The organism is Pseudoalteromonas sp. T1lg21 (genome assembly GCF_002964625.1).
GTDB lineage: Bacteria > Pseudomonadota > Gammaproteobacteria > Enterobacterales > Alteromonadaceae > Pseudoalteromonas > Pseudoalteromonas gelatinilytica.
This window is the reverse complement of the sequence record NZ_PQBX01000073.1, coordinates 2,132-4,670: the sequence shown is the minus strand read 5'-3', so window position 1 is coordinate 4,670 and position 2,539 is coordinate 2,132. Positions and strand designations below refer to the sequence as shown.

The following is a 2,539-nucleotide window of genomic DNA, read 5'->3' as shown; positions in this document are numbered from 1 at the left end:
CTCAGGCGGCATGTTCACCTATGAAAAGTCAGCAACCCTTTACCGTCATGATGTAAATTCGGGCGTTGTTGCTTGGGGTGCTAACAATGGTGGCGTGATGATTTCATTCTCTGGCGCAGGTTGTGCGGGTCTCGACATTCCAAAACTTCACGCCATGCTTAAGAAAATGCCGAACGTAAAAATCACCCGTTTGGACATTGCTTACGATGACTATGACGGCGAAAAGTCTGTTCTAAATTACTTCCAAAATCTTGAAGAAGGCGGCTTCTGTAAAACGAACCAAGCGCCCTCTTTCTCATGGATTCAGACTGGCGAACTGCAAAAATTATCTAATGAGCAACAAGCGCTCTGGAAGAAAAAACATGGCTGGCAAAAGCGCTATGACTGTGTAGCCAATGGCGGTAACACCCTTTATGTAGGAAGTCGCAAAAATGGAAAAATGGCGCGTATTTATGAAAAAGGCAAGCAAATGCAAAGTGAAACTCAACCTAATTGGGTGCGTGCTGAGCTTGAGCTTAGGTCTATTGACCGTGTTATCTCCTTGGATGCACTTCTCAATACCGATGCCGTTTTTGCTGCTGCATACCCTGCTTTTGAGTTTGTTAGCGCTAAACGTCTTGAGATTAAAACCACTACACGTAAACCAAAAGTAAGTGGGATTTTTGTTGCTGAAAGACTAGAACGCTATTGCGCACAGTCTTACGGCAAGTTTTTAAATTTCTTACGTCACGTTAAAGAACTACCGGACAGCGAAATCATTAACCAATTAACCAAAGGCCTTAATCCGTGGGATATCCCCGACTCTATTAATCAGGCCTGTATATCACCACCAAATCAAATGGAGTTAGCCCCATGAAAGTAACCCTATTATCTGCCGCAAATGGTAAAGGCATTTCACAAAAAACTGGCGCACCTAAGCACTATGCGTTTTCGTCTATCAGCTACTTAGTACCTGAAAAGGACTTTATCCAAGGTGACCATCAAATCCAAAAATGCGGCTTTGAACCAAAGTCTTTAAACATCCTTGATGAGCAGTCTTTGTATAACAAGTTCAAAAACATCTTAGACCAACACGGTATTTGTGAGGTTGATTTAACACTTCAACCTGACCCAGAAAACATGTCTCGTAACGTGGTTTCAGATGTAAAGCTGGTTAGCTAACCATGCAATGTATTTATCTCAATGCTGACGGCACGTTGACCGCAACAACTGAAACACTCGAACAATGTTCAGGCTATGTTCTAGTTCCTAGCCATGATGCGGCGGCCTATGTTGAAAGCATTCAGATAACGGCTCTTGAAATTGGAGAGTCATTTACTTGGGGCTTTGGCCTCGTCGTTCTGTTCGGGTTTTTGTCATTTAAAGTAAAAGCAGCCCGAATGGTAATAAACAAACTTTAAAAGGAAATCAACATGACTGATATTTTCGCAGCAGTAGATATGGCAGGCGTTGCAACGTTCGTAGGTGCAACTGGTGTTTTAATCGTTGGCGTTGCACTCGCTTACAAGGGTATCACTCTTGCCAAGCGTGCAGTTGCTAAAGCTTAAGGCATAAAAATATGGGCGGCCTAATAGTCGCCCTTATCTACACAATATGTGCATTGATAGGGGCTTTAACTGGTTTCATAGTTTGTAAAAATTTCGGTTGGGGATAGCAGCCAATGAAAATAACTCTTTATGCAATGGCGCTTTTTAGCGCTTTTTTTGTTTCTTCGAATGAGGGTGAATACAACCCTGATTCTTTAATTCCCGCTAAGAATGAACAAGTAACCGGTTACACTGAATGTTATAAGCTAATCACAGATAGATACCCTTTATACAACAGTCGCCAGTCTATAACTATTATTCAAGGCACTGACGCATCAGCTTGTTTAGAAAATACGTGGCAAGGTGTCGGTGCGTATGCTGGTATTTCCTATACGTTTGATACACAGAACGTAACAAGGAATGATGCAAATTATCAGTATGTTGACTTTAATTTCAAAGCAGATGAAAACCAATCAACTGCTTGGAAAAATAATGTCGTTGCTATGGGTGCGCGTGTTTACAAGACTCAATCGTCTGATTTTTATTCGTGTCCACCTGACGGTAATCCACTACATACTATTGCTGTTGGCTCTGGCTCTTCAATGATGTGTGGTAAACCAATTGGCACACCAGAGCCAGACCCAAGTGATTGTGATGAATTTGGTACTAACAGTTTTTTACCACCAAATGATAGTTTAAACGTACCCGCTGGAGGTTCAGTTTGTTACACAACAGCGAGTGGTTCACAATGCAAATTTAAGCAAAACCCTTTCGGCTCAGGCTTTGAACAAACTGGTGAACAATGCACTGGTGAAGAGCCTATCTACCCTAAGCCCGACATAGCACCACCGGATAACGCTGATAACCCTAATGCATGTGCAACTGTTGGCTCAACAGACCCTTATGCTATATGCCCTGTAAATCCGAATGATGTGTGTAATCGAATTATTGTCGCGGGTGATGGTGGTGACAAAATTATGAACCAATGCCCTGCTGGTTGTGGGTCTGTAGAC

Annotated in this window: 5 protein-coding genes; all 5 read left to right on the top strand. The window is 42.4% G+C overall.

Annotated features, from left to right (window positions below; all coding sequences use genetic code 11):
* Positions 1 to 856, top strand: an 856-nt coding sequence (locus C2M25_RS20755) for a replication initiation factor domain-containing protein (protein ID WP_199775169.1), incomplete at its 5' end; no start/stop codon positions are given.
* A complete protein-coding gene (locus tag C2M25_RS20750; RefSeq protein WP_105181042.1) occupies positions 853 to 1,161 on the top strand; it encodes a hypothetical protein in 309 nt (102 codons plus the stop codon). The genes C2M25_RS20755 and C2M25_RS20750, both read left to right, overlap by 4 nt.
* Before the next feature lie 2 nt (positions 1,162 to 1,163).
* The gene (locus tag C2M25_RS20745) at positions 1,164 to 1,400 is read left to right on the top strand and encodes a hypothetical protein (RefSeq protein ID WP_105181043.1); all 237 of its coding nucleotides are present in this window, start codon (positions 1,164 to 1,166) and stop codon (positions 1,398 to 1,400) included.
* Between the two features lie 12 nt (positions 1,401 to 1,412).
* A complete protein-coding gene (locus tag C2M25_RS22225; RefSeq protein ID WP_008467240.1) occupies positions 1,413 to 1,547 on the top strand; it encodes a membrane protein in 135 nt (44 codons plus the stop codon).
* A 113-nt stretch (positions 1,548 to 1,660) separates the two neighbouring features.
* A partial coding sequence (locus tag C2M25_RS20740; RefSeq protein ID WP_199775203.1) for a hypothetical protein occupies positions 1,661 to 2,539 on the top strand: 879 nt, incomplete at its 3' end.

Bases quoted from the DNA above. Each gene is read 5' to 3' on its own strand.
- C2M25_RS20750 (WP_105181042.1), top strand. From the start codon at position 853: ATGAAAGTAACCCTATTATCTGCCGCAAATGGTAAAGGCATTTCACAA.
- C2M25_RS20745 (WP_105181043.1), top strand. From the start codon at position 1,164: ATGCAATGTATTTATCTCAATGCTGACGGCACGTTGACCGCAACAACT.
- C2M25_RS22225 (WP_008467240.1), top strand. From the start codon at position 1,413: ATGACTGATATTTTCGCAGCAGTAGATATGGCAGGCGTTGCAACGTTC.